We start from the raw sequence: 26715 nt of genomic DNA, 5'->3' as shown, positions 1-26715 counted from the left end.
GCTTAAGCTGCCATCGAGAGGGAGCTTGAAGGAGAGGTGAAGTTCATCAGCTTCAACTTCGGTTGTGTCTGTGCAGGGAAGAGTGCCGGTATGATACGGATCAGTACAGTAGGATCGTCAGACTGAATTGCTTCGGTAAGTGTGGTCCTCAACATTTCTCTCTCATTATCGTCACCATGTTCGTGGATAGGATGCAGGTCCTCTTCCGGAGCCAGCTTTGCGAGTCTTTTTCTGGCTCGATTCAATGCCGCTTTGACTGCTGTTTCTGTCATTCCGAAAATTTCAGCGATCTCAGTGATTTGATAGCGGAATGCGTCTTTTAAAGTAAATATGACCGCTTGCTTTGGTGTAAGCCCAGAGATCAAATGCTCTATTAGGTCTATAGTTCTTTCCTTGAACATGTTCTCTTCATCGGTGTCTTCAGGTGTGAAACCAATCACTTCACGATTCCGTTTCCGCAGTTGATCCGTCCACAAATTGTGGGCTATCTTTTTCAATAACGCTACATTCAGTTCAATTTTCTGCTTACCATAATGGTGTAGTGCTTTGAACAGCGTTTCCTGTGCAAGATCCTCGCCATCCCACTTGTTTTGGGAAAGGAAATGACAATAGCGGTTCAGTTTCGAATATAGTTCTTGCAGCTCTTCCGATTGCAAATTTTCACTTTGTACATGAATGCCAGGCCTGGCGTACATTTTCCTCACTCCTTCAGCTCCTCTCTACACTTTTAACGATTAAAGAAGGTAAAAAGATACGGGTGTTTAAATTTATTTAATAAAGCTTTCAACTGGGTCCCAAGTCTTAAGAAAAAATACAAGAATAGTACAATTCTAAATCGAATTGGATCCTATATAATGATGTTCCAGCTTATCTTTTCGAGGGAGAGGAATCAGTTGATTGAACTAAAACAAAAATTATCTGTTGAAATCTTTATGCACCTGATAATGGGGGTACTGATCACGTATCTGCTAATCAGCACCATGCCTACTATGCTCTCCGTATATAAATGGAGTCTTATAAGTATATTGCTGATGCTTCTCTTGTTTGATGCATTGATTGTTTTATTGAAAAGATGGCAGTTGTTGAAGATTACAAAGGTTGCGTTGATTTCTTTGAGTTCTTTTGTATTCATTTTACTGCTAATTTATCATTTGACAAAATTTGCTGCGTTGACGGATGCTCATGGTATTGAAAATGTACTGAGGGCGCATGAATCGTCTGCTAAACTGATTTTCTTCTTGATCTGTCTGGTACAACCGATCGTTCTCCCGATTCCGGAAGCGGTTACCATTGGAGCCGGAAGTGCTGTCTTCGGTCTGTTTTCTGCTGCAATTCTAGGTTTCCTTGGTACAATCATTGGACTCATCGCTATGTTCTCCATCGTACGATATGGAGGACAAAAGGTCATTTCTAAATTGGTGAAAGAAAAACATCTGGACAAATACAGGGCATATGTCGGAAAAAATGAAACGGCAATATTAGTCCTCCTTTTCATTATTCCCATCCTGCCCGATGAGATTATCTGTGTCGGGGCTGCAATCGGAGCTGTCAGCTTCAAAAAGTTCTTCGTCATCGCTTCCATTGCCAAGTTCTTCACTTCCTCACTCCTAGCTTATTCAGTTCATTTAGCACAGTTGCTACCCCTGACAGGTCCGCAATTGGTTTTAACATGCTCTGTACTTCTAGGAACGCTGTTCATAATATCTTTGTTCGTTAAGAAGTTCCTGAAAAAAACAAAAACATTGGAAAGTTGATTTAAACCTGATATTTCTTCAGTGAAAATGAAGGGAATATCAGTAAATTATTGAACTACATACTGATGAAAAGATAAAGGAGTTAACGTATGGGAATTTTGACTGGGGTTACCTTTCAAGTCAGAGTAACTGATTTTGAAAAAGGTATGAAATGGTATGGCGTATTATTCAACCGGCAGCCGGACTTCATACCGCATGAAGGTTTTGCAGAATGGGAATTGCTTCAAGGTACATGGATTCAAGTAGCTGAAGGAAATCCAGCAATCGGAAATGGACCGATTCGACTTGGTGTAACGGATATAAAAGCAGAAAGACAACGACTCATGGATGAATTAGCTATTGAACTTGAACAAGTCAATACGCGCGAAGGTGTTCCGGCAGCCTGGTTGACATTCGAGGACTCAGACGGAAATCTAATCGGGTTGTTTGAAGATCTAAGTGCAACTGGAAAGGAGTTTTAAAAATGAAAGAAAAACTATTACGGGTCGGTACCACCTATATCCCAGTAAGTAATGTAGCGAGAGCAGCAGAATGGTACGAACTGAAGCTTGGTGCAGAGACGAATTATCTTGATGAAAACAAGGCGATCATCAACCTGGCGAATCAGAGTTTCTTCCTAGTGAAATCAGATACCGACCAGTCTGCCAATTTTAAAGATGCAGAGGGGAATGAACGCTTTTCCCTGACATTCGAAGTGAACGGGCTGCATGCACTGGAAGAACTCCATGGAGAGTTTCTGAAACAGGATGTGAGAGTGGGAGAAATCGAGGACCGAGGGCACTCCGGAAACAACTTCGTCTTTTATGATCTTGATGGCAACAAATTCGACGTATGGAGCGAGCTGAGCCCGGAATTCAAAGAGAAGTATCAGATTACATAGGGAAGGGGTACAATGGAGCAACACCGTCCGATCATAAAGATAGAAAAGACAAGATTTGAAAGGATATTAGATAACATGGGAATGTTTTTATCCGGATGGGTCATTGTGTATCTTTTGATGCAATGGTCCTCATTACCGGATAATGTTCCTGTTCATTTTAATTTTGCAGGCGAGCCGGATAATTGGGGGCATAAAGGCCTGATTTGGCTCCTGCTTTTTATTGGCATCAGCATGTGGATTGGTTTGTCCGTTCTGGAGAAATATCCACATGTGTATAACTATATCAATTTGACAGAAGAAAATGCTGAAAAACAATACAAGAATGCTAGTATGATGATCAACGTCATCAAAAATGAATTGTTGATTTTCTTTATTTTACTAACATGGCGGACTGTTCAGGTTGCAAAAGGTAGCCATGTAAACCTCCCATGGTGGGATTTACCTGTCACCCTGGGCATTCTGTTTTTGACATTAGCATTCCTCATCATCTGTTCGTTTCGATTATAAAGGGGATCTCAACATGGACGTCATTTCAACAAATATATTGGACAAAGAGAAAATAATAAACTTTTTCATAGAACAGTGGGGAAGCATGATGATGGTCCTGTCTACAGGCGTCTATCATTGTGATCAACTCGATGGTTTTGCGGTCATTGAGGATGATGGAGCACTTTTGGGACTAATTACATATATCATCGAAAATAACGAATGTGAAATCATATCATTGGATAGTCTCCAAGACAATCAAGGAATCGGAAGTACGTTATTACATAAGCTTGAGACTTACGCAAAAGAAAAAGATTGCGATCGTGTCAAACTCATCACAACGAATGATAATCTGCATGCATTAGGATTTTATCAGAAGAGGGGATACCGGCTCACAGAAATTTTTGTGAATGCAGTTGATGAATGCAGAAAAATCAAACCAGAAATATCGCTGTTTGCTGACAATGGGATTCCAATCAGGGATGAAATCTTGTTAAGTAAACCTATAAAAACACCCTATTGTGGAAGGAAAACGAATTGATGAAAGTCGCTAAAGAGTATACATTGTCAGAGCGGTTTGAAGTTGCATTCAATCAAATCCATGAGTCTCTGAAGAAAATGATCAAGATCAATACGGATAAATTTTCTGCCCTTGTCCGACATGGAAGTAAGCATAAAGTAATTTCAACATTCCATGAAGAGCTCTATCAATATAGCAAGCTCAGAAATGCTTTAGTACACGATAAAACAAAACTGGGATTCTACATTGCTGAGCCGCATCCGGAAGTCGTCGTACGGATTGAAAAGATTGCTGAGATCCTCTCAAAACCCAATTACGCCCTTACAATCGCAACAAAAAATGTCATCTGTTTTGATTATGAAGACAGCATTGAATATGTGGTCCAGCAGATGCGTGACTACTCCTACGCTCAATACCCTATCTATCATAACAAAGCATGCATTGGTCTTTTATCAGCAAGTGCACTTGTAAATTGGATGGCAGATCACGTGGTCAACAGCATTGTCGATCTCTCAAACTATCAGGTTAAAAACATTCTTGAATATGAAAAGAATCATCCAGTCGCCTTTGCACGGAAATCCATCAACATTTTTGAAATAGAAGATTTATATGAAAGTTACCATCAAAACGGAGATGACCTTGAAGCCGTGATTATAACAGAAAACGGTAAAAAGGATGAAACCCCGCTTGGTGTTGTGACAGCCTGGGATCTTATCGAAATCGATTATAAGGAAGACGGAAAATAGGGAGAAGGAAGATGGAAGATGATATAGAAACAATACTGGATAAGATTCCGCAGTACCCTGAAGGCCGTTACATCATCGGCATTGACGGCTTGAGCCGCTCAGGAAAGACAACCTTCGTAAAGAAACTTAACCAGTCATTAATCGATAGGAAAATTCCTCATCGGATCATACATATCGATGATCATATCACGGCACGTATGGATCGCTATGATACAGGAAATGAGGAATGGTATGAACATTATCAGCTTCAATGGGATGTGCAATGGTTGAAGGAGAACTTGTTCAATAAGATAAAAAGCTCTAACAGTTTGAAATTGCCGTTTTATCAAGATGAACAAGATCGTCACATCACCAAATGCATAAATCTGCCTGAGCAAGCTCTGATCATAATAGAAGGGGTTTTTCTGCAAAGAAATGAGTGGGTGAAGCACTTTGATTTTATCGCCTATTTGCATTGTTCAAGAAATGACCGGTTCCAGAGGGAAAGTGACACATCTCAAGAGAACATTGAAAAGTTCTACAATAGATATTGGAAAGCAGAAGATTTTTATTTAAGAACCGTCGTACCTCTTAAAAAAGCCGATTTCGTCATTGAAAGTTGAAGATATTCAAGAAAGGGGCATCATTTCTGGAATAATAACTTCCTATATCAATCCACAATAGGACCATTTAATTGAATAAGAAAGAATGATGACACGGCAATAGTGAGGGAATTATAAGCACTTGAGAAGAAGTCCTTTGTATGTATGTGGATAAACTTTGATTGTGTAAATGAACAATAGCGAGAGGGGATGATTACATGAATCAATATTTCAACACTTCTACGCGGCCACCAGTGGTCGACCGGGCCACCTGGCAGTCCAAACTGGATGAGTTGCGGATCCGGGAAAAGGTGCATACCCGAGAAGGTGACGCAATTGCGGCAGCCCGTCGGCGGCTGCCGATGGTCGAGGTGGACTCGTCCATCCTGCTGATCGGCCCGGATGGCCCGGTCACGCTGCTGGAGACTTTCGAGGGACGCCACCAGCTGATCGCCTACTTTCACATGTGGCACACAGGCAAACCCGCCGCGGAGCAGTGCGAGGGCTGCACCTTCTCCACGACTCATATCAACGAGCTGTCCTATCTGAACTCGCGGGACGTCAGCTACGCGACTTTCTGTCAGGGGCCGTATGAGGAGAGCTCGCGGTATCGCGATTTCATGGGCTGGACGGTTCCCTGGTACTCGGTGCCCCAGGACACCGCGGACCAGTTGATCGTTGACCGGCACTTCGGCATCCTGGTCAGTTATCTCCGGGATGGCGATAAGGTTTACGAGACCTACTGGACAACAGGCCGCGGCAACGAACGGATGGCACCGTCATACGGACTGCTCGACCTGACTATTTACGGCCGTCAGGAGTTTTGGGAGGATTCACCCGAGGGCTGGCCGCAGCGTTGGGGCTCAAAAGGTGGTCAGTTTCAGATGGACGGCCGCCCGACCGCCCAGTGGTCCCGCCTGGCTGCCGGACGGTCTGACGATCTCGGTACCTAGGCTACCTTCCTGCGTTACCAGGGTTCCTCCGGATGACTATAAAAAAGGGCATAGTGGGATGAAAGCTGACTGTTATGTTATTCATCATTGGAAATCAAGGGAGGTGTATTATGACTAAACATAAGATTTATACAATGAGTGTCGCAAGTGTCTATCCCCATTATATTGCGAAAGCAGAGAAAAAAGGGCGTACGAAATCAGAAGTCGATGAAATCACTCGTTGGTTGACTGGATATAGCCAGGAAGAGTTAGAAGTACAACTAGAAAAGCAGACAGACTTTGAGACCTTCTTTGCCGAAGCTCCGCAATTGAATCCCTCACGGGCTTTGATCAAAGGTGTAGTCTGCGGAGTCCGAGTAGAGGATATCGAAGAACCAACGATGCAGGAAATACGCTATTTGGATAAGCTGATCGATGAGTTAGCAAAGGGAAAAGCGATGGAGAAGATTTTGAGGAAATAATAAATATAAACGAAGAAACACTGTTTACATTTTTATTATTAAATAATTGGACGCCATTCAAGAAGATCGGATAGCGTTCATTGTTCGTTAAAGGGGCATGTCCGGAATAGGATATGTCTCTTTATTATAAAATGACAATGATGGGTTGATCAGATTTGATCATTTGAAATAAAAGGCAGTCATTTGAAGAGAGTTGTACATTCGTTTAACAGCAGGAAAAGACTAATTTCAACAAAAGATAGTTAGCCTACGCTATATTTTGTTTGAAATTGGTACGGAGAGAAATTGTTGAAGGTCTTGATAAGAAGGGAAAAGTGTGGTAATTTAATATAGATGCACATTCATATTATGAATAAGTGCATAGTATCCCTATTTTAATTTTACACCATAGGAAATCTCCCGTCAACCCCGATTACTAATTTTTTCAGGTTCAAGTGAAATTACCCGCAATCCAACAACGAAGTTGAATTTCCAGAAAATCAACATCAGTCTTTAACCAAGCCATTGTAAAAGGAGTGCTTATATGAACAAAGGACTACAGAAGGAACAAGAAAGATTGGCAAGTGTCATGGAGACGATTACGGAACAGATCGGTGGGCTTGAAGATGAAAAAGCCCAGCGTCAGGAAGAAGTGATCGATATTCGGAAGCACTTCTGGGAAGACGTAAAGGTTAATACCGATACGTTTGATGATTATCTCGAAACGATCATCAGCTTAAGGCAGCAAGCCCAGAACCTGTCTGTCAGGCAAAGCACTCATAAACAAGCAGTAAAGCGATTATCTTCATTGCGCCGCATGAAGGAGACACCATACTTCGGTAGAATTGATTTCACTGAAGAAGGCATTTCTGATACAGAACATATATATATTGGTGTTTCCACCCTAACGGATAAAAGTGGTGAAAACTTCCTGGTTTACGATTGGAGAGCCCCGATTTCAAGTGTGTACTATGATTTCCCGCCTGGTCCTGCGGTATACGATACACCGGGAGGGAAAATCAAAGGTATGCTAGAGAGGAAATGGCAGTATATCATCCGTGATGGAGTCATAGATTCGATGTTTGATACCAGTCTCACGATTGGGGATGAGATTTTACAGCAAGTCCTTGGCAAAGGCACTGACAAATATATGCACAGCATAGTGGCTACCATTCAACAAGAACAAAACAAGATCATCCGGCATGATCTTGGGAGGCTTCTGATCGTTCAGGGTGCAGCGGGGAGTGGCAAGACATCAGCCGCTTTGCAGCGAATCGCCTATTTACTTTATAAATATCGTGAGTGGCTGAAAGCTGATCAAATCGTCCTGTTTTCACCTAATGCGATGTTTAATAACTATGTATCCACAGTCTTGCCGGAACTTGGCGAAGAAAATATGCAGCAGGTCACTTTCCAGGAATATCTTGATTACAGGTTAAGCCGTACATTTCAAGTCGAGGATCCTTACGAACAGCTTGAATATGTATTGACAGAGGCAGAATCCCCTTCTTATCAATCTAGAATGGAAAACATCCGTTTTAAGGCATCTACTCATTTTTTCGAAATGCTCAAGGCATACAGACAGTCACTTGAATCATCCGGAATGGTTTTCATAGGAATTGACTTCAGAGGTAGAAGATTGATCTCTGCCGAAGAAATAACAGAACGGTTTTATAGTGTCGATACCTCACTCCGGTTTCACAATAGAGTGGAAAAGTTGACAGAGTGGATGATGAAGAAGGTGGAGCAAGCGGAAAAGCTCGAACGGAAAAAGCCATGGGTGGAAGATGAAATTGAATTGCTTAGTAACGATGAATATCAAAAAGTTTACAATCAGTTACAGGAAAAAGATGGATTTGAGTTTGATGACTATGATATGGAGAGAAAAGCACTTGGAAAAATGATTATCCGAAAGAAATTCAAGCCTCTTAAGAAACGGATCCGAAGTCTGGGTTATATCGACATCATTGAAATCTATAAACGGCTTTTCAGCGAGCATACAAGCAGCAAACTGGGGATTCAGGAGGTCATACCTGATGAATGGGCGGATATTTGTTCATTGACTGTAAAGATGCTGGATGAACGTAAATTGTTTTATGAAGATGCAACCCCATTTTTGCTTTTGAAAGAACTGATTCAAGGCTTCCAGACGAACAGTTCGATTAAACATGTGCTGGTCGACGAAGCACAAGACTATTCACCATTTCAATTCGAATTTTTGAAACGATTGTTTCCTTTTGCAAGGATGACAGTGCTCGGAGACTTCAATCAGGCGATATTCGCGCATGCTAGTGAAAGAGTCGATTTCAACACGCTCACCAGTTTATATGGACCAGAAGAAACAGATTCAATCAACCTGACTCGCAGTTACCGATCCACAAAACCGATCGTAGAATTCACAAGAGAACTTATCCCGAATGGTGAACAGGTTCATGCTTTTGAACGTGATGGTGAAAAGCCGCAGTTGACCAGACTGCCGGATCACGTTGAGTTGCACCATGATATCGTTTCAAAAGTTGATGACTTGCAGCGGCGTCAATACAATACCATCGCGATTATATGCAAGTCTGCTTCAGAATGCGATACAGCCTTTGATGCCCTTAGCAGTATAAAGGGTCTCAAACTGGTGAAAAGCGGGTCGATTGAATATGAACAAGGTGTCGTTGTCATTCCAGCGTATTTAGCTAAAGGCATCGAATTCGATGCTGTCATCATTTATGACGCTTCAAAGCATGTATACGGAGAGGAAAGTCTGCGCAGATTGTTCTATACGGCTTGTACGCGGGCTATGCATGAACTGCATTTATACACAGTAGGCGCTCCAAGCCCCTTTTTACACAACGTTTCACCTGAGAGACTAAAGCAGGGCAATAGTAAGGAAGTTCAGTAAAAATATATCCATCCGAGAAAAGGCGCAAATTATTGACTTTGCGTCTTTTTAAATCCTTTACTTGGAAAATACCTGTCAGCAGCACTGAGTTTACGATTGCTGAACATGGAACACCCATATAACATAATAAAAGACGGATGGAAAGTGGAGGAAGATATACGACTGACGAAGTTATGTGAAAGGATGAGGGGATGAATAAGGTTATAATCTTTATTACTGGGTTGTCTGGAACAGGAAAATCTACTATTTTGGCGCAATTATCTAATAGAGGATATCACACAATTGATACTGATTATAATCAATTATCAATAGAAGTATTTAATCATGAACGACTGGAAACTGAATGGATCTGGGATGAGGATAAGATGAAAAAAGTAGTAAATGAACATAATGAAGGAATCCTATTCGTTTCTGGAACGGTTTCTAATCAAGGAAAGTTTTATCCATATTTTAATGAAATCATATTCTTATCAGCGCCTTTAGATATTCTTTTAGAAAGAATTCGAAAAAGAACGACAAATGAATACGGTAAGTCTGATTCCGAAAGAAAAGAAATCATTGATGATTATGAACAGTTCGGAGATATCATTGAGGCAAGTTCTACAAGAACGATTGATACTACCAAGGATATTAGTAGTATCGTAGACGAGATTGAATCACTAGCTCTGGAATTGATAAAGTGATTCTAATTTTATTCTGTTCATGCCGACTCAGTGATAAAGAAGGCTGAAGCCCTATCGCTTCAGCCTATTCCTTACTTTAGATCTATTTTTAGTGGGTCCAGAGTGACTGGTTTGTCGTTCAGACTCAAAGTAGGGAACGGAACGAGCAGAGAGTATTCCCGGATATCGGTATTCTCACCAATATGGAAGGTTGATTGGTAACGCATATCATCTTTATTACGGACTTTGATATTATAGCTACGGATTTCATACTTTAACATTTTTTCGATGTCGAGTTTACCGTCCTTGTTTTTAAGGACCTGTTCTGTTGGAATCAGTTGAACAAATTCAGCAAAATTCAATAGGAGATCATCGCGGATCTGGCCATTTTCAAGATTATCGATCTTGAAATCTATTGTTACTTCACCATTTTCTTGTTTGAAATTTTCTACAGTAATTTGATAATCAAATCGATTGCTCTTTATTTTTATCGGCGCATTCATATCTAATGTCTGGTGGACCTCCTGATCATAAAGTTCAGTTTCAGCATAGATGATCAGAGAATCAGCATTTTCGTCTATCTTATTAGGAAATAACTCACGTACTGTTTTCTGGACGAACACATCTTTTTCTTCTACACGAAGAACATCAGCATGGGACTTACCTAATCTTTTTTCATTATTATCAAACACTGACACATTCAAAGTATCCTCTTTTTCAGGAACCGTATAGGTATACTCAATCATCGTGGTTGCTTTTCCCTTTATGATCGATTCCACATGGAGTTGGAACACACCATCCTCTGAACGAATGCTTTTGTTCACCTGGATTTCCTCAGTAGGAATACGCTCGACTGGGATATCAAATCGCCATTTACCGTTTACATCACCTAAATGAGTGAATGTGAGCGGGAGAGTAAAATTATCAGCAATACGTTCTTCAGGGTTGTAGAACTCAATCGATCCGACAAAGTGATCGCCATCCTTTTGAAGTCCCGAGCTGCCTGATCCCCATTGGTTCAGTTCTTTCCCATCAAATGTTTCGTAAGCAAGGCCGCCGACAGGACGGTTTCCTTCATCCATATGTTCAGTGGTCAATTGGTCACCCTGTGCCTCGAACGTTACTCCGATGATGTTGCCATCATAGTAAGCGCTTGTAATGGTTACATCAACACCATTATCGGACGCTTTCTGATTGAGCTCTGTGACGAGATTACTATTGAACAGTTCATTTCCGACTGATGGGGCATGTTCATAGACAGCACTTAAGAAGGGCACCTTAGCGAGAACTTCCGTCACCGGTGCAAAAAGAAATCCTGATGCAAGTACAATAGAAGCAGCGGTACTAGATAAAATTGCACTGGCTTTGATGGATTTTTTACGTTTGTGAAGCCGTTTTTCCTTTTTCCCATCACCGATTCCTTTAGAAATGGCAGCATGAACCTCATCTTTTGGTACGTCTATTTTCTTTGTCTCTTTTTCAAACCAATCTTTGTTCATGAATGGGTACTCCTTTCAAGGCCTTATTCAGCTCGAATTTTGCGCGATGAAGGTAGGTTTTGATCGTACCTTCCGGGCGGTCCATGATTTTCGCGATATCGTGGATGGACCGATCTTGATAATAAAATAGGATGATGACAGATTGATAGTCTTCCTTTAGTTCTGAGATTGCTTTGACCAGGTCGATATGATCTTCAACATTGGATGGACTTTGATTAGCTATAGCCTCAAAAAACGCATCACCGGTCAGGAGGATCCTCTTTTTCTTATTTAAGAATTCGTAAGCGGTATTCATTAGGATTTTGGTGATCCAGGTGCTGAAATACTCCGGATTCTTGAGTTTGTTGATTGCCACGTAAGCTTTGCAAACTGTTTCCTGAAGGAGATCAAGTGCATCCTCCTTGTTTCGTACATAAAGGAAAGCTGTCCGATAGAGTTTATCGCTATCTTGCTGGATCAGAGACTCAAAGGCTTTATCATCGCCTTTTATCGCTTTTTTTACGAGTTGGATATGTAGCATGTGCTGCCTCCTTTCACCACATTAGAGCGGGCAGGGGTGAAATAAGTTTCAAAAAGTTTATGATCATGTGCATTGTTTTGTTAATAAGCATAAGAAAACGGCTGCCTGGGACAGCCGCTACATTCATTTTATACCGTTTTTGATGAGAATGATCTTTTTTTGTATTTTTTAGAGATCGTAGCAATTATTGGTGTCCCGATGATCGTAGGGAGGAACCAGAACGTAAGAGTAGGCAGTCCATTCAAGAGAGGGATTCTGCTCACGTTCACCACAAGCACAGCTGTCACAATACCAATATATGAACCTAACATGCCACCGATATGGATCATCAGCCAATTGCGCCATCGCCTTTTTCTTGAAATATAGCCGATGAAGGCAAATGAATAGGAGAAGATGGCGATGTAAAAAAGGTAAGCACTGGCTTCCCAATGCATGATGGACAAGACGATCGCTGTAATGAATACACCAACATAAGACCAGTGATAAACCTCGCCTGTTAGAGTATGCAGCCCTTTTCTCTTTCTAGCTAAACCAGATATCAGGCCCAGAATCAGGCAAATAATCCCCGATATGATATGTAAAATTAAAAACGTTTCAAACACCTTATCCCTCCTTGATCAATCCATTTTTTAAGGTACTTCCTATTGGATTACGGCTAACAAACATAGGAGTTCTTATTTGGTCGATAAGAGTGGGATTTAAATATGCCGCAGGATTTTCCTTGCAACAAAAACACCTGGAGATCCGGGCTAAAGAAAAAACGTGCATCTAGTTGTCTCCGCCGCCAAGTCCACCACCGCTGCCGCTGGAGTAACGGTTATCCCCCATGACGTAGTTCGAACTCTCACCCGATTTTGCATGTGGATTCATTGAATGCTGCGATGTATTTTTATTTTTCTTCCGTCTCCAATCTATGATACCCGCAAAGGCAAGCAAAGCAGCAAGAAAACCAAAAAACCAACCCATGAGTTTCTCCCTCCCTACAAAGTCATATATTTTCATACACGCAAATAAAATATGTTGCAGTTTATCTACTATTATATTAACATTAAATTCCATTATTGTCGTAACTTACTGGGGTGAAGGAGGTCGTACAAGTGAAAAGAATTGCGATTGTTGGCTGTGGTGGTGCCGGAAAATCAACGTTATCGAGAAAGGTCGGGGAAATCCTTTCTATTGAAGTCATCCATTTGGATCGCTTGAATTGGCAGCCAGGGTGGGTTGAAACACCTCGAGAAGAGCTGAAGAAAAAGCAGGAACAACTTGTGAAAAAGGATCGCTGGATTTTTGACGGAAATTACGGGGCGACGATGGATGTACGGCTTCAGGCGGCAGACACGATTGTGTTTCTGGATATGCCTCGGGTGACATGCTTTTATCGGGTCATAAAAAGAAGAATCATAAATCACAAGAAAACGAGAGTGGATATGGGTGAGGGGTGCCCTGAGAAACTGGACCTGGAATTCTTACGGTATGTTTGGAATTTCACAAGGTCACGCCGACCACAATTGTTAAAAAAGCTTGAGAGATGTGAACGTGAGAAACAAGTGATCATCCTCAGGACGAAAAAGGACGTAGAATTGTTCATCGAATTAGTCCAGCAGCAGAAGATGATGCAGGACGAAATCTGTACGAGTTCTAGTAAACAATAAATCTACTTCAACAACTTGTTTAAAATGATTCGCTCCAATGTTTTCCACGGCATGATCGTCTTAATAAACAGATTGATTTTCACACCTTTACCAATTGGATATCGGAGTTTCGGTGTTTTCTTTTGGCTTGCGAGACGTGAAACCAGCTCAGCGACTTCAAGCGGATTTCCGTGTGCATCCTTATCGTGGTTGATGTTCTCCATGATCGCTTCCAAATACGAATGATAGGGAGATCCTGGATCTAGCGGTATGTTATCGAGTGCTGCCCAAATATTCGTTTTATAGGAGCCAGGTTCAATGAGCACGACATCGATGCCGTTGGGCTTCAGTTCAAGACGCAGACTTTCGCTGAATCCTTCGAGAGCATGCTTTGATGATGTATAAGGGGAAAGGCCAGGAAAGCCGAATCTTCCGCTGATGCTGCTGATATTGATGATACGTCCGCTCTGGTTTTTCCGCATAGTAGGCAGTACCGCTTGTATGACCTCGATCAAACCGAAGACGTTCGTTTCAAACTGCAATCGATAGTCCTCTATGGACAGTTCTTCACAAAAACCGCCTGCTGCAAATCCAGCATTATTCACCAGTACATCGATACACTCAAACGTTGAAAGTGAATCTTTGAATCGGCGGATGGATTCAGCAGATGTGACATCAAGTTGGCTTGCATGAATCAAATCCGCCACTTGATGATCCGCTGCCAATTTTAAAAGAGGTTCAGCTTTCTCTAAATTTCTCATTGTACTTATGACCGCGAAGCCAGCCTTTGCCAGTTCGATTGCAATCAGCATGCCGAACCCGCTTGAGGTCCCTGTGACGATAGCGTGTTTTCGTTTCATGATCGATCTCCTATCTGAGTCTTATGTATGAGTGGGATACAACCTCAATATAGACTTCTCGTCGGAGGAATCCAACTCCTTTCCTACAAATTGTTATTCTGATGTAATTTTTTTAAAATCGCTGTGTCATATTCAACTGGTAATATTGGTCAAGTACGAAACTTGAATTAAGGGAGATGTAAGGTTGAAAAAATTAGCAGCAGGGTTAACATTGGCAGGAGTTGTGGCATTCAATCCGATTGTCGGACATGCAGCACTTGGAGACCAGACATTGAAACCTACAATGGAGCATTCAGACGTACAAGAACTTCAGGAAATTTTGGATGAAAAAGGGTACTTTGATTACAGTAAAACAACGGAGTATTATGGCGATTACACGACAGAAGCCGTGAAGGAGTTCCAAAGCGAAAAGGGACTTGCGGCTGATGGGATCACTGGAAAAGAGACGTACAAAGCTCTGGGGCTCTTCAGTAAAGAAGCAATTGTCGATACAGCGAAAAAATATGAAGGTACATCTTATGAGTGGGGCGGCGAATCACCGGATGGATTCGACTGCAGCGGTTATCTTCAATACATCTTTGACGAGGGTGTAGGTGTCGAACTCGACCGTACCGTCGCTCAAATGTATGAGGATGGAAAAGAAGTCAGTACTCCAGCCATTGGCGATATCGTGTTCTTTGAGCTGGAAGGCGATGGACCGAGCCATGCAGGCGTCTACATCGGTAATGATAAATTCATGCACGCTTCATCATCGGAAGGTGTAACAGAAAGTGATCTTGACAACTCTTACTGGCAGTACCGTTACATAGGCGTTAAGCGATATCGTTAAGTTTGAAAGATGATCCTCAGTGGGTCATCTTTTTTGTTTTGTAGATGATTTTTCCTCACTATTTGAATAAATGATTGTAAATGAAGCACCAGTTCTCAGTTGGAGGCTGGTGCTTTTCATCAGCAGTAAAAACTTGGATGGGATGGTAGTTTTGATAATTTGATGAACTACAACAATTATCGATCGATTTCGACTATAATGGATGAATATGCAGAAATAGAAGGGGACTAGGGCTATTGCTAGAATATAAACTTTTCAAGAAGGCGGGAGCAGAGCATGTAGTATTGATCCATGGCATCGGCGGGAACTCCAATGTCTTCTATAAACAGCTTAAGGATTACCGGAAACGTTATAACGTGGTTGCGATCCACTTACCTGGACACGGGAATTCACCTGATGTCCATGAATATGAACCAGAATTGTCATTCGACCTCATTACGGATGAAATCTTTAAAGTGATGGACCATTTACATATTAAAAAGGCGCATTTTGTAGGGGTGTCCCTAGGGGCGATCATCATCCATCACCTTATGAAAAAGAACCCGAAACGGATGAGCAGTGCCGTTTTAGCTGGAGCGATCACACGTTTCAATTTCATGTCAAAGCTATTGATTACAACAGGGGAAATCATAAAAGGGTTCATTCCACACATGTGGCTGTATACGCTATTTGCAAAAATTCTCATGCCCCATAAGAACCACAAACAGTCGCGCTCGATTTTCATAAATGAGGCGAAAAAGATGACCAGGAAAAATCTGCTGGCGTACTTTGCATTGAACGATAAGGTCGGCCACTCGTATCAGTTCGTACAACAAATCGCAAAGGATGTGCCAAAGCTTTATATTTCTGGAGAGGAAGATTACTTTTTCATCAACTTTTTACGTAAAGATATCGCTGGCGATCGGAATGCCTCGTTATCCATCATCGATCATTGCGGGCATGTGTGTAATATAGAAAAACCGAAAGAATTCAACAAGCTGTCTTTGGATTTTCTCGATAAAAACATGGACAAGGCAGCATCGATGTAAGTGAACCAACATAGGAGTGAGATTGATTGAACATATTTTTAACTGGTTCGACAGGCTTTTTAGGGGGAAAACTTATCCGTAACTTGATTGAAGACACGGATCATCATCTTTATCTGTTATTTCGAAACATGAAGAGAGCTGAAAAAGTTACAGCAGGCTTTACGAAGGGACAAAGGAAAAGGATCCACCTTGTACAAGGAGACATCACCACACCTGCATGTGGGCTGGCTGCAAAGGATATAGAGTCTTTGTCGGGTAAAATGGATGTCGTCTATCATCTTGCAGCTCTCGTCAAGTTCGAAGAGGAGTTAAGGGATGACTTGTTTAAAATCAATTATGAAGGCACGAAGAACATTCTCGATCTAGCTGTCAAAATGGGAGCGAGAAAGTTTCTCTATGTAAGTACCGCTTATACAGTAGGGAAAAGAACGCTCGGAATAGAAGCGCTTTATGATTCTAATGATGAGTACAATAACCCGTATGAAGAAAGTAAAGTCCTATCCGAGCATCTCGTAAACTCGTATAGGGACCGGATGGATGTTTCGATTTTCAGGCCAGCGATCATCGTTGGGGACTCGAAGACAGGTGAAGCGGACTCTGCTTTTACACTGTATGGTTTCATGCGTGCGCTTGAAATTTTTAAAAGAAGGACGATCCGTGCAGGACGGAGCAATCAACTTTACAGACTCGTAGGAGCGATGGAAGGTACTTCGAACTTCGTCCCGGTGGATTATGTAGCGGATCTTTTAGGTCACGCACTTGATACGGCGGAGCCCGATAAAGTCTATAACATAACCAATCCGGATCCACCGACGAATGCAGCGATTTTGACCTGGATTCAGCAGGCATTAGAAATCAATAATCTATCGATCGTAGACGGAGATGAGGAGCATGATCTTAGCGAAGAAGAACTGCGTCTCAATGGCATGATCGAAGTTTTTGCAGCATACTTGAAGAGTTCGATTACCTTTGAAGATGAAAATACACAAAAGTTGATTGCAGGTTCTGATATCGAACACTTGAATCTATCAGATGAGGCAATCAAGATGATCATCAATGCCTATTTCGAAACAAAAGCTGTACCTGCTTGATTGCAAATCTCCAGAGGTGGCGCCGCATTAGTCTGATGTAGCCTGCCTCTTTTTTTAACTGCAAGAGCAACAAAGTTTGCGAAAACAGCCTAAAAAAACAAAAAAAGCCCCTTGTGGGTCAGACAAGGGGAGGGGGAGGTCATCATACTATACGATGCTTTGAGTGAAGCATTTTCTCTATCTTTGAACTGCTTTGATTCATATGTACCCAGACAATCTACCAGTCAAACCAAGTAAATTCTTCCATATATCAAATGTACTAGTTGGATTTATATCCTTGGTTGAATTGGTTATGTGCATCGGATTTGAGATAATGGGTCATACCGAATCCCTTATTGGTGGGATAGGACCCGGAATTGGTTAGTGGAATACCATTTTACTAGTTCCGGGTATTTTAATGGATTCTTATTGTCCAGACTTGTAAAAAAATGGTTATTCTTTATTGTTTGATAGTTTCAATGTAAAATAAAAAGTGACAGAAAATTACGATAAACGAGGGGGGGATGAGATGGGGATCGATTCACAGCTTCAAAAAAAGGAAACATATGCGAATCTGTTCATGTCATTCATTTCGATTCTTGGTCTGGCTGCAATCGGATTCTCCTTCTATACGGCTGAACTGCCGGAGAATTTTATGGTCTTACTGCTATTCGTGCTGTTCCTCTTTCTAACAGAATTCTTTCCAATGGCTGTTTGGAAAGGGCATAGCTCCCTTAGCTTTCCACTCATCTTCACATTTTTTCTCGTGTATGGCTTGCCAACACTCGTAATCACCTATGCACTAATCGTAATGATAGTGAATTTCGTCCAAAAACGACCAATGAGGATTTTGTTTTTCAACCCTTCCCAGTTGGTATTGAGCTTCATAGGAGCGATATATTTATCCCGTTTCATACATGGAACTTTCATCTCGGACGAACCGTTCATACCCTTTGCTTTGCTTTCAATGGTAATGATCACCGTTCTCTATTTTGTCATCAACAATATTCTAGTAGATCTCGTTTTGCTCATCAGACCACAAGTATATCCTTTCCGATTATGGATGAAGAAGTTCAAATCAGAGTCGATCAGTGCGGTCATCTCGCTCAGTTATATCGGTGTAATGCTATATCTCGGAAATCAGAACCGGGGTAGTGTAGTCGATATCTATTCCTATTTCTTCTTTTTCTCACCTCTGATCGGTCTTGCTCTGCTAAGCTCGTTCATCGCCCGGATTCAATCGGAACGGAATCGCTTGAGTGCACTATTCAACATTTCAACCGAATTGAACCGGTTACTGCCATCCAAGGAATGGGTCGAATCCATCAGGACAAGCTTGAATGAGTTTGTGGAAGCGGATGCGAGCATTTTATGGGTAAAAGAAGATGGACAATGGAAAGTCCGATTTCAACACGGACAAGTAGCCAAAGGGAAGACAGATTGTACAGAGGAAGTCCGCCATTTTGATGGCGTTAAAGAACCAATGGTTTTTCAAAATCGGAAAAAAGATCCTGGGCTGACTCCAGCTTGTTTCGATCATGCAATAAAAGCAATCGTTTATGCACCGATTGTCCTTGAAGGTAATTTGCTCGGTATGCTTGCTGTTGGCAGGACCCGAAACAACAGCTTCCGTAAAGAGGATGTCCAATCGATCGCGACTCTGGCAAACCAGCTTGCAGTTGTCATAAAAACGAGAATGCTGATCATGGAACAAGAAAAGCGGACAGTCTTGGAGGAGCGGAACCGGATAGCACGCGAAATCCATGACGGAGTTGCACAATCCCTTGCAGGAGCTGTCATGAAGCTCGAAACGGCTGATCGGAAATTCTTACAGAAACCACCTGAATCCCACCATCTTGTCAAAGATAGTCTCAGCAAGCTGCGGCATAGCCTCAAAGAAATCCGGCAATCGATTTACGCGCTGAGACCCTATGAAACTGAAAGGGTCGGGTTGACGCAAGCGGTTTTGAAAAGGATCGATGTCATCAAACAGGAGACTGGGCTTGATATCACCTATGAAGAAAGAGGGAACCCGATTTATCTTAGTCCAATGGTGGAAAAGGTCATGTTCGATATCTTCCAGGAGAGTCTCCAGAATATCATCAAACATGCAAAGGCTACCAGAGTCAATGTGCTGCTCAGTTATCAGAAGGAACACGTACTCTTGAAAGTGACAGATAATGGAGTCGGTTTTTCATTGCTCGATGCGATGGTGAAGGCGAAAAACGACCCGCATTTCGGAATTCTGAGCATGAACCAGCAGGCGGATAAAATCGAAGCTGTTTTACAGATTGATAGTAAAGAAGGAAAAGGTACAGAAATCAATTTAACGATCCCGAAGCTCGGGTTCGAAGGAGGAATGGAAGATGATCAACGTCATGCTAGTGGATGATCACGCCGTTTTACGGGATGGCTTGAAAAATATTTTCGAAATGGAAGATGATATCCAGGTCGTCGGGGAAGCGGTCAACGGTAGCGAAGCCCTTGAAGTGCTAAAGGATAAGAAACCGGATGTCGTACTGCTCGACATCAATCTTCCAGATAAGAACGGTGTAGAACTGACTGCGATTTTTAAAAGAAATTATCCCAATATCAAAGTATTGATTCTGACGATGCACAGTATGGACGAATATTTCATGGCCGCGATCCGTGAAGGGGCTGATGGCTACTTGTTGAAGGACGCACCTTCTGTCCAAGTCGTCGAGGCGATCCGGACGGTAGCGAAAGGTGAATCCATCATCGATCCGTCTTTAACGAAAAAGCTCCTCGGCTATTACAACCAGAAAAGTGAGTCAACTGATAAATCCGAGCTGACAGAACGGGAAAAAGAAGTGTTGATGTGCCTTGTTGATGGTTTAAGCAACAAAGAGATTGGAGAGAGGTTGTTCATCAGCGACAAAACTGTGAAAATCCATGTCAGCAAGATTTTCAAAAAAATCAACGTAAAAAGCAGGTCCCAGGCCGTCATCTATGCTGTCCAAAACCAACTAGTACCATTACCTTGAGTGGAGGCTTCTCTTTTTAGTGAAAGAGAAGCTTTTTAAGTTGAATCGGCGATGTGTGTTGATAGTTTGTGGTGGTGAAATAAGTGTCTATTCGTGTAAAAATGTATCCTTCCGCCGGATTATGCTCTAAACCCGCCGGATTACTATCGGTTTTGGCCGGAATCGTCGTAAAAGTGGCCGGATTAATTACGACAAGCGGAAGTTTCTGTTAAACTCGTTGATAAGGAGTGAAGACTTTGCGAAGTATCAGTAAGATTTTACTCGTTTTGATCATTATTTCCGGGTGCAGCGGACCTGGGGACAAAACTGAAGTTGAAGTGGGCGACCCGAATGCACCGCCTCCTGAGCAGGAAATGAAAGGGGACGACTAGTCTTATGAAAAATCTATATCTCGTAAGACATTGCAAAGCTGAAGGACAGCCACCTGAATCGCCATTAACGGAAGAAGGGTGCAACCAGGCAGAGGAACTAGCGGAATTCTTCTCAACGATCCAGATTGACCGGATCATCTCCAGTCCTTTTACACGAGCGCAACAATCTATTGAACCGACAGCAAATGCCTTGAAGATACGAGTGGAAACGGATGACCGTCTATCTGAGCGGATTTTGAGCACAGAAAATCATGAGGATTGGCTTGAAAAATTACGCCATTCTTTTGATGATTTGTCACTGAAATTGACTGGAGGGGAATCGAGTCAAGAGGAGAAGAATCGGGCAGAAAGTTTGATCGCTGAACTGAAAGAACGGCCAGAACAAAATATCATCCTCGTCACGCACGGGAATCTGATGACTTTGCTTCTGAATGATTTCGATGATACATACGGTTTTGAGGAATGGAAACAGCTCAGCAACCCAGATGTATACCTAGTTTCATTTGAAGAAAATGACCACAAGCTGGACCGTCTATGGGAATAAGTAAAATCCACAAACGGACCAGATTGTGGAATGAACTTCTTATATTGGATTCCTTAATCGGAAGGAAACATAGGAGAATAATCCGTAAAAATAATTGACTATTCTGAATTAATCGTTTATAGTATAGCTACTAAAAGACGGAAGGGTGAAGAAAGCACATGATTCAATAATCCTGACTTAAAGAAAAATCGATACTAATCTATATTTGCTCAGAAAGGGCTTATTTGCCAATCTGATCAAAAATATTCGTTTTATCGATTGTTTTCTGGGATAGGATTATTGTAATGTGCTTTATTAAGACTAAAAATAGCCTTGAATTAGCAAGCTTTTTTAAGTCTGTCCTATAAATCACACTACCTCCTATCTCGGAAAATGAGTATAGGAGTTTTTTGTGTTCGAAATTATTAGGAGGATTGTAAGCTAAACATTGTATGGATGTTTCAGCATTCCCATTCAATCTTTTCGAAATTGGGATTGGAAGTGAGACTTGTCAATCATGCATAGCATAAAAATTGAAAAACAAATGAAAGGATGGCATTACATTCATGATAACAGGAAACAAAGTCGAGCTACGACCTGTGTCGCTCGAAGATTTTAAAAGAACTTACGAATGGATCAACGATGAGGAAACCTCAATATGGGGCGTAGGATCTGGCTTATTTCGTCATAGTCACATTCCACTAGAAAAGCTGGAAGATGATTATGAAAATATAAAAAAGATCGATAAACGTGAAGCAGGGGTATTTTCCATTTATACTCGCGGGGAAAATCCCAAGCATATTGGTACTATTAATTACAGTGAACTAGACATTGTCTCCCGGCGTTGTACGGTAGGCATAGGAATTGGGAAAGACTACTGGGACAACGGCTATGGATCGGATGCTATGAAGGCGTTTATCCACTACTTGTTTCAAACGATGAATCTGAACCGTATACAACTCTATACTTGGAGCGGAAATGTACGTGCTATTCGCTCCTATGAAAAAAATGGTTTTGTTGTTGAAGGTCGGATGCGTAACGATGAATATATAGACGGAAAGTATTATGATAGCGTTGTGATGGGGTTGTTAAAAGAAGAATATCAACCTGAGTGTTAGGCAAAGATTCATGTGTTTAAAGACCATAGGCAAGCTTAAAAACAAAAAATCATCTTAAAAAGGAAAAAGCGGTCCGAAGAGTTCATTCTTCGGAAGCCGCTTTTTTCAACGCTTTTAGTACGGGCTTGTGGCTGTAAAAGTGAATGGTACGTTCATACCGCTCCAGAGCCCTGCATAGACGTACTTTGTGCCCCCAGGTATGACGCCGCTTTCGTTAGCTGCTGAAGTTGCGACTCCACCGATCACTTCGAAGTCTTTATTGTAGAAATATACATCAAAATCGTAATCACTCTCACTTGATCCTTCCAGCATGAAATTGTGGATGCCATCGCCATATTCCTCTGGTAGTGTGACGACATAACCGTCTGCTCCTTGGGAGGCAGGTTCAGGATTCTGAGTAGCCACGAATTCATTTTCTGTAACAGCCAAGGTCGCAGGAACACCTGCAAGGTTTCCGATTCCTGTCCCGGCATTACCAGCCTGGACCGTTCCTTCTGCCACAAATGGTTCTGTCGGTTCTCCGACGATCGGCTCGAGTTTCGCTTTACCTTCTGAAAATGCTTGAAGCTCTGCTACCTGGACATATCCTTTGGAAATATCCTGAGCACTATGAGCCACGAACTTAAGGTATTTAGCTTGGACTGGTTCTTCAAGATCGAATCCCCGGTAATGAAGGTCTGCGATGGTCGGTCTCGGTTTTTGCGCGTCAAATTCATCCCGTACGACAGTTATCCAGTTTTCACCGTCAAGGGAGGTCTGGATGCTGAAGTTTTTAAGCGTCGCAAAACGGTTTGCAGAGACATCCTTAGCAGCGCTCACCTGAATATGAGAAACGTCTACGGCTTTATCTCCTGCTAAATCGACCACGAACTCCGAACCTTTGAAACCATTTTCTTGTGTGTCGGACGCATAGACACTTGCTTCTGTATCGTCGATTGCAAGTTTGACAGGATTGCTGTCGGATTCGCCAGATACGCTCTCGATGACAGCGCCATTGAAGGAAGAAGCGACATTCGGCGATAATTTGAACGCTAAGCGGTTCTTTTTGCCTGGTTTGATTTCTACATCTCGGATTGTACGGGAACCGAATCCTTTTGCCTGGATCGTGATGTCATAGGTCCCTTCCACCATATAGGTTGCGAATCCTCCTTTTCCACCTGTGACGGAAACAGGAGTCGTACGTGCCTCGAACTCCCCGATCATGATACGGGCGTCTGAGATTGGTTGATTCGTAGATTCATTGATCACTTTCCCGACAAGTTGTCCGTTTCGCTCGCCATCAGGATGATTGAAGGCCGGTACCGGATCTGTGTCATCTCCGCTGTTCGAATAGGCATTAGCACCTAATCCGCGTTGGGCGAAAGATGTCCACAATGCATCATAATGCTCACCGCCATACCGTTCGAATTCTGCCGCGATGATCGCTGTCCTCATGTCTTCCATCGATGGATCAGGCACTGAAATCGGCATTGCATCGATTACGAGATGTTCCGCGACCTTTTCCCCTTTCTCTTTTCCAAATCGTTCAATCAATTCTTCTCTCATATGCCATAATATCGCTGCCCAAATGTCCCCGTCAGAGTGGACCTCAGGACCGACGATGTCGTACCCGACATCTCCGTAATTGTAAGGAGCTTCGTCAAGGGAGTAGCTGCGGATCCCGCGCTTATCGTTGCCAGTCACATAAGCGCCGACAACAGGTTTCTCTTGCAAGCCATTTTTGACGAGATAGTGCATGCCGTACCAGTCGCCCCAGCCTTCACCCATGGACCCGGATTGATGGCTTCCGAGTGCTTCACCACCTGCCACCAGTCGGTTAGATAATGCGTGGGAGTATTCGTGATAGATGATCCCTGCATCAAAGTCCCCATCGGCATATTCGCCTTCAAAAGCTCCCGCAATCGGTTCCCATAGGAACATTCCGCTCCAAGCTGGAATGCCATCAGGCAATGTCAGCATATAAGCATTGTCACGTCCGGTATAAGTCGGTGCACCGCCAGAGGCAGCCCCAGCCTGCACGAGTCCGAGGATTGCATCTCCGTCAAGACCGCCTTTTCCAAAGTTCGATAGCTGCAAGTTACCTGCTTCTTCAACCCAGCCTAAGTTGTAGTAGTAATCATGGAACAGATTGTGATGGTAAAACAGGTTGGTCGCTGCACTGTTGATATCGTCAGCATAAGATGGCGGTACCGTCTGTCCCTCGGTTTCCTGCCAAGAGTTTTTAAACAAATAACTGAATTCGCCAGTAGGTGCAACAGGTCTTACAGCTTGATCAGCCGGGACTAAGAAGTTGCTCCAGTTCGCATATGAATTTGCGTTATTTCCGAAGGTTGTCACCCCTAAATCAGTCCCTGGTAAAAGCCACCCTTGCGGTGAAGCATCAGGATCGCCTTTGAAAGACCTGGCTGTTTGGCTCCCGCCCTTCGCAGCGCCAGGATAATTTTCGAATATCAACCCTTCTGGCTCGAGTAAATCATCTACGAGTGAACGTTTATATAACTCTTTGCCTGTTTCCGCATCAATCACAAGTTCATACCCTTCATTCAGCTCTTCAATGAAAAGGACACGGTATGCTGGACGGACACCGTTTTCAGTTATGAAAGTAGCCTTTTTCACACGTTGCTCTGCCGGTAACACATCCCCGCCATCGAAAACGTCCCAGCCATGTTGAGTGCCAAGAGATTCAGGTGTGTATTCGAGATCTCCGGCTTCAAGTTGAACTGCTTTATTCAATGCATCTGCAGCAGAAAGAATGAAGTCTCCCGCAACCGATTTCGAGCGGCTCGCATTGCCTGTGACCGATAAAATTTTCCCGTCTTTATTGACAGCGACGATGATCCGTCCGCCATAAACCGATTCGATTCCGTCAAACGTCTGCTGGAATGTCACCGGGTGGAGGCCGGTTCCTTTCATCGCGTAGTCACGGATCACATTCAGCGTATCAATTTCTTCTGCAGATAGACCGAAAAGCGTGGCATTTTCTTTCAGCCAGTTGCGTGCTACGGTTTCTGCATCCTCGTTCGAACCCTCCGTGAGATAGCCCTTCTCTTTTATGATGGTAGAAGGAGTCCCGAAGAGGCTATTCCATTCGATCTTCGTTCCGGCACCGGCATCTTCAACGAGAGTATCAGCAGCATCGAGCTGGACATCCGTTGGTAGAACCCGGTCCGCAGCATCACGGACATCTTCCACTATCGAATGTTGATGATCATCTGTTTCATTTATCGAGCCAGTGGATTGTGCTGCATTTCCACCACTTGTCACAAGGACCTGTCCTGCGAGTAATGTTAGACATAACGCAGTTAGTAGACTTCGCTTTTTCAAAATGAATCCTCCCCTGAAAATTGTATTTACAGGGTTTTTCTCCAGTGAATCATGGTCTCCTTTACAAATACCTGCAAATACTGACAACAGCCTATCAGTTTTATTTGAAGGACCTACAGTGGTGTACTACTAATGGAATAGGAGAGCTTTATCACAATTGTATTTTTCCGTTCCAATGTCTAAAATGGAAACATCTAAAAAAGGGGTGGAACGCATGGCGATCAATCAAAAAATCCTTCCTGCAATCCGGAATATGAAGGATTTTGAGAAATTATTGGAAAGCAATTATGAATATCTTGTGTTGCTGGACAGTCACATCGGGCAGTTGAAGAGTCTCTCTTCGACTGCTAAGAATCATGGAAAGAAGCTGCTTGTCCATGTCGATCTGATCCAGGGTCTGAAAAATGACGACCATGCTGCTGAATTCCTTGCCCAGGAATTCAAAGTCGACGGGCTCATTTCTACAAGGGCGAGTGTCATTCTGGCGGCGAAGAAAAAAGGGCTTCTCGCGATCCAAAGGTTGTTTCTACTCGACTCAAGTGCCTTGAAGAAGAGCTATTCATTGCTTGAAAAAACAAAGCCGGACTATATCGAAGTCCTTCCGGGAATCATGCCTCCAATCATAACGGAGGTACATGAAAATACAGGAATCCCCATTTTTGCAGGTGGCTTGATCCGGACGATCGATGATGTGGAAAGGGCTCTGGATGCTGGTGCGACAGCGGTCACGACCTCAAGGGCGGAACTTTGGAAGCATTTTGTAAGGTAATTGTAATGAAAACAATGATTGACAGCGTTTTCAGCATCGTGTAACCTAGGGTACAAGTTAATAGTCATGTGACGGAGAATAGGAGATCCACACGTATCACCCATTTCATGAATGGGGAGATTCGTGTGGATTTTTTCTTTACACTGATAAAAAGTGTAAAGGAGGTCATGTATTTCTCCTTTCCATGACGAAACATATGAAGATCATTCTGCGCAGATGATCCCGATCAACATAATGATTTTTTCTTTGTGTTTAA

At 42.6% G+C, this 26715-nt stretch carries 28 protein-coding genes; 21 read left to right on the top strand and 7 right to left on the bottom strand.

What is annotated here, in order from left to right; translation table 11 throughout:
- Nucleotides 1-2 precede the first annotated feature (2 nt).
- Entirely contained in the window at nucleotides 3-695 is a 693-nt protein-coding gene (locus N8M93_RS04025) for a sigma-70 family RNA polymerase sigma factor (RefSeq protein WP_261129864.1), read from the bottom strand.
- Nucleotides 696-893: 198 nt separating this feature from the next.
- On the opposite strand from N8M93_RS04025, the gene N8M93_RS04020 reads away from it, so the two are divergent.
- From N8M93_RS04020 to N8M93_RS03970, 11 genes are all read left to right on the top strand, one after another.
- A complete protein-coding gene (locus tag N8M93_RS04020) occupies nucleotides 894-1754 on the top strand; it encodes a TVP38/TMEM64 family protein (RefSeq protein ID WP_261129863.1) in 861 nt (286 codons plus the stop codon).
- Between the two features lie 95 nt (nucleotides 1755-1849).
- Nucleotides 1850-2215, top strand: a complete 366-nt coding sequence (locus tag N8M93_RS04015; protein WP_261130274.1) for a VOC family protein — start codon at nucleotides 1850-1852, stop codon at nucleotides 2213-2215.
- A gap of 2 nt (nucleotides 2216-2217) precedes the next feature.
- Nucleotides 2218-2634: a VOC family protein gene (locus N8M93_RS04010; protein ID WP_261129862.1), complete on the top strand. Its 417-nt coding sequence runs from the start codon at nucleotides 2218-2220 to the stop codon at nucleotides 2632-2634.
- Between the two features lie 12 nt (nucleotides 2635-2646).
- Nucleotides 2647-3141 (top strand): DUF1648 domain-containing protein, encoded by a 495-nt coding sequence (locus N8M93_RS04005; RefSeq protein ID WP_261129861.1) that lies wholly within the window; start codon nucleotides 2647-2649, stop codon nucleotides 3139-3141.
- Nucleotides 3142-3154: 13 nt separating this feature from the next.
- Nucleotides 3155-3661 (top strand): GNAT family N-acetyltransferase, encoded by a 507-nt coding sequence (locus tag N8M93_RS04000; RefSeq protein WP_261129860.1) that lies wholly within the window; start codon nucleotides 3155-3157, stop codon nucleotides 3659-3661.
- Complete coding sequence (locus N8M93_RS03995; protein WP_261129859.1) at nucleotides 3661-4386, top strand: CBS domain-containing protein; 726 nt, start codon at nucleotides 3661-3663, stop codon at nucleotides 4384-4386. The genes N8M93_RS04000 and N8M93_RS03995 overlap by 1 nt, the downstream gene beginning before the upstream one ends.
- 11 nt (nucleotides 4387-4397) lie before the next feature.
- Nucleotides 4398-4988: a kinase gene (locus tag N8M93_RS03990; RefSeq protein WP_261129858.1), complete on the top strand. Its 591-nt coding sequence runs from the start codon at nucleotides 4398-4400 to the stop codon at nucleotides 4986-4988.
- Between the two features lie 197 nt (nucleotides 4989-5185).
- Nucleotides 5186-5920 carry a DUF899 domain-containing protein gene (locus N8M93_RS03985; RefSeq protein ID WP_261129857.1) on the top strand — a complete coding sequence of 245 codons (735 nt, stop codon included), beginning with the start codon at nucleotides 5186-5188 and terminating at the stop codon, nucleotides 5918-5920.
- Nucleotides 5921-6030: 110 nt separating this feature from the next.
- A complete protein-coding gene (locus N8M93_RS03980) occupies nucleotides 6031-6381 on the top strand; it encodes a DUF2200 domain-containing protein (RefSeq protein ID WP_261129856.1) in 351 nt (116 codons plus the stop codon).
- Nucleotides 6382-6904: 523 nt separating this feature from the next.
- Nucleotides 6905-9250 carry an RNA polymerase recycling motor HelD gene (helD, locus tag N8M93_RS03975; RefSeq protein WP_261129855.1) on the top strand — a complete coding sequence of 782 codons (2346 nt, stop codon included), beginning with the start codon at nucleotides 6905-6907 and terminating at the stop codon, nucleotides 9248-9250.
- Nucleotides 9251-9441: 191 nt separating this feature from the next.
- A complete protein-coding gene (locus N8M93_RS03970) occupies nucleotides 9442-9933 on the top strand; it encodes an AAA family ATPase (protein ID WP_261129854.1) in 492 nt (163 codons plus the stop codon).
- Nucleotides 9934-10004: 71 nt separating this feature from the next.
- Here the strand turns inward: N8M93_RS03970 and N8M93_RS03965 are convergent, their stop codons facing one another.
- The 4 genes from N8M93_RS03965 to N8M93_RS03950 all read right to left on the bottom strand — a co-directional run bounded on the left by N8M93_RS03965 (nucleotide 10005) and on the right by N8M93_RS03950 (nucleotide 12897).
- Nucleotides 10005-11411: a DUF4179 domain-containing protein gene (locus tag N8M93_RS03965; RefSeq protein ID WP_261129853.1), complete on the bottom strand. Its 1407-nt coding sequence runs from the start codon at nucleotides 11409-11411 to the stop codon at nucleotides 10005-10007.
- A complete protein-coding gene (locus N8M93_RS03960) occupies nucleotides 11392-11931 on the bottom strand; it encodes a sigma-70 family RNA polymerase sigma factor (protein WP_261129851.1) in 540 nt (179 codons plus the stop codon). The genes N8M93_RS03965 and N8M93_RS03960 overlap by 20 nt, the downstream gene beginning before the upstream one ends.
- 128 nt (nucleotides 11932-12059) lie before the next feature.
- A complete protein-coding gene (locus N8M93_RS03955; protein WP_261129850.1) occupies nucleotides 12060-12533 on the bottom strand; it encodes a DUF2306 domain-containing protein in 474 nt (157 codons plus the stop codon).
- A gap of 166 nt (nucleotides 12534-12699) precedes the next feature.
- Complete coding sequence (locus N8M93_RS03950; RefSeq protein WP_261129848.1) at nucleotides 12700-12897, bottom strand: hypothetical protein; 198 nt, start codon at nucleotides 12895-12897, stop codon at nucleotides 12700-12702.
- Between the two features lie 131 nt (nucleotides 12898-13028).
- Here N8M93_RS03950 and N8M93_RS03945 point away from each other — a divergent pair, with 131 nt between their 5' ends.
- On the top strand, nucleotides 13029-13583 hold the full coding sequence (locus N8M93_RS03945) for a DNA topology modulation protein (RefSeq protein WP_261129847.1): 555 nt from the start codon (nucleotides 13029-13031) through the stop codon (nucleotides 13581-13583).
- Between the two features lie 2 nt (nucleotides 13584-13585).
- On the opposite strand, the gene N8M93_RS03940 is transcribed toward N8M93_RS03945, so the two are convergent.
- Nucleotides 13586-14422 carry an oxidoreductase gene (locus N8M93_RS03940; RefSeq protein WP_261129845.1) on the bottom strand — a complete coding sequence of 279 codons (837 nt, stop codon included), beginning with the start codon at nucleotides 14420-14422 and terminating at the stop codon, nucleotides 13586-13588.
- Nucleotides 14423-14606: 184 nt separating this feature from the next.
- On the opposite strand from N8M93_RS03940, the gene N8M93_RS03935 reads away from it, so the two are divergent.
- From N8M93_RS03935 to N8M93_RS03900, 8 genes are all read left to right on the top strand, one after another.
- Nucleotides 14607-15251, top strand: a complete 645-nt coding sequence (locus N8M93_RS03935; protein WP_261129844.1) for a C40 family peptidase — start codon at nucleotides 14607-14609, stop codon at nucleotides 15249-15251.
- 236 nt (nucleotides 15252-15487) lie between these two features.
- Nucleotides 15488-16279, top strand: coding sequence for an alpha/beta fold hydrolase (locus N8M93_RS03930; protein ID WP_261129843.1), 792 nt, complete (start codon nucleotides 15488-15490; stop codon nucleotides 16277-16279).
- A 26-nt stretch (nucleotides 16280-16305) separates the two neighbouring features.
- A complete protein-coding gene (locus N8M93_RS03925) occupies nucleotides 16306-17370 on the top strand; it encodes an SDR family oxidoreductase (RefSeq protein ID WP_261129842.1) in 1065 nt (354 codons plus the stop codon).
- Nucleotides 17371-17878: 508 nt separating this feature from the next.
- Nucleotides 17879-19741, top strand: a complete 1863-nt coding sequence (locus tag N8M93_RS03920) for a GAF domain-containing sensor histidine kinase (protein WP_261129840.1) — start codon at nucleotides 17879-17881, stop codon at nucleotides 19739-19741.
- Nucleotides 19716-20354 (top strand): response regulator transcription factor, encoded by a 639-nt coding sequence (locus N8M93_RS03915; protein WP_261129839.1) that lies wholly within the window; start codon nucleotides 19716-19718, stop codon nucleotides 20352-20354. Before N8M93_RS03920 ends, N8M93_RS03915 begins: the two co-directional genes overlap by 26 nt.
- Nucleotides 20355-20590: 236 nt before the next feature.
- Nucleotides 20591-20725, top strand: a complete 135-nt coding sequence (locus tag N8M93_RS03910) for a hypothetical protein (protein ID WP_261129837.1) — start codon at nucleotides 20591-20593, stop codon at nucleotides 20723-20725.
- A 4-nt stretch (nucleotides 20726-20729) separates the two neighbouring features.
- Complete coding sequence (locus tag N8M93_RS03905; protein ID WP_261129835.1) at nucleotides 20730-21269, top strand: histidine phosphatase family protein; 540 nt, start codon at nucleotides 20730-20732, stop codon at nucleotides 21267-21269.
- A 545-nt stretch (nucleotides 21270-21814) separates the two neighbouring features.
- Nucleotides 21815-22366, top strand: a complete 552-nt coding sequence (locus N8M93_RS03900) for a GNAT family N-acetyltransferase (RefSeq protein ID WP_261129833.1) — start codon at nucleotides 21815-21817, stop codon at nucleotides 22364-22366.
- 114 nt (nucleotides 22367-22480) lie between these two features.
- Here the strand turns inward: N8M93_RS03900 and N8M93_RS03895 are convergent, their stop codons facing one another.
- Complete coding sequence (locus N8M93_RS03895) at nucleotides 22481-25690, bottom strand: M36 family metallopeptidase (RefSeq protein ID WP_261129831.1); 3210 nt, start codon at nucleotides 25688-25690, stop codon at nucleotides 22481-22483.
- A 214-nt stretch (nucleotides 25691-25904) separates the two neighbouring features.
- Between N8M93_RS03895 and N8M93_RS03890 the strand changes: the two genes are divergently transcribed.
- Complete coding sequence (locus N8M93_RS03890; protein ID WP_261129830.1) at nucleotides 25905-26459, top strand: glycerol-3-phosphate responsive antiterminator; 555 nt, start codon at nucleotides 25905-25907, stop codon at nucleotides 26457-26459.
- Nucleotides 26460-26715 lie beyond the last annotated feature (256 nt).

This window comes from Bacillus sp. Marseille-Q3570, from assembly GCF_946151055.1.
In the GTDB taxonomy this organism is placed as follows: domain Bacteria; phylum Bacillota; class Bacilli; order Bacillales; family Fictibacillaceae; genus Pseudalkalibacillus.
Note: the sequence above shows the minus strand (reverse complement) of the source record. Positions and strands in the feature narration are given on the sequence as shown.